Raw genomic sequence first — 773 nt, forward strand, 5'->3', positions numbered from 1 at the left:
CCTGCCGCGAATGCCCCCGCACCCCGTGCTGCGGCGGCCCCCGCTACGCCCGCTTCGGGCCGCGCGGTATTCACCAGCCCGCAGCAGCCGGCGCCCGCCGAGCGCCCCCGCCTCGTGATGGAGCCTTTGGATGTGTGGCTCGACGCCCCGCTGCCGCTGCGTGCGGCCCCCGAGATGGCTGCGCCCACCGCCACTGATGCCAGCCCCCAGCGCACCGAAGCCGCTGCGCTGTGGAAGGCGCTGAACACGCCCGTGGAAGAGCTGCAGCAGTCCGCGGCACGCACTGGCAAGCTCGAAGCCGAGGTGGCAGCGCAGCGTGCCCAGGCCACCTCCGAGCGTGCGGCCGCCGCCCAGCTCAGGCAGCAACTCGAAGCCGCCGAGACCGAGCGGTTTTCCGCCACGGTGGTCTACGGGCTGCTGGCCTTGCTGGTCCTGGCCCTGGGATTGGCGGCCTGGATCTGGGCGCGCGCACGCCGCCAGTCGGCGCTGGACTGGAGCCATGCCGTCGCTGCCAGTGGCGGCAACGGGCCCCTGGGCGGCGCGGTGGTGGATGGGCCGACGGGTCGCGAGTCGCTTCAGACCGCGCCGCAGGCGGCGGACGAGTGGCCGGGCATGCCCGAGCCGGTCGCATATGCCACGCCTGCAGCGGTGCCTGCTGCTGTAGCCGTGCCCGTGCCAACGCCCGCCTCGGTGCCCGCCAAGCCCGCACCACGCGCCGCTACCTTGCCCGAGCGCGCCTCCGCCGCCGGTGATCGCGCCGCACCGAGCCCTCG

At 75.0% G+C, this 773-nt stretch carries 1 pseudogene; it reads left to right on the forward strand.

Annotated features, from left to right (window positions below):
- A pseudogene (locus AC27IQ_RS26145) lies at positions 1-773 on the forward strand (hypothetical protein); the annotation flags it as partial.

The sequence above is a fragment of the Acidovorax sp. KPB24-07 genome (assembly GCF_057543315.1).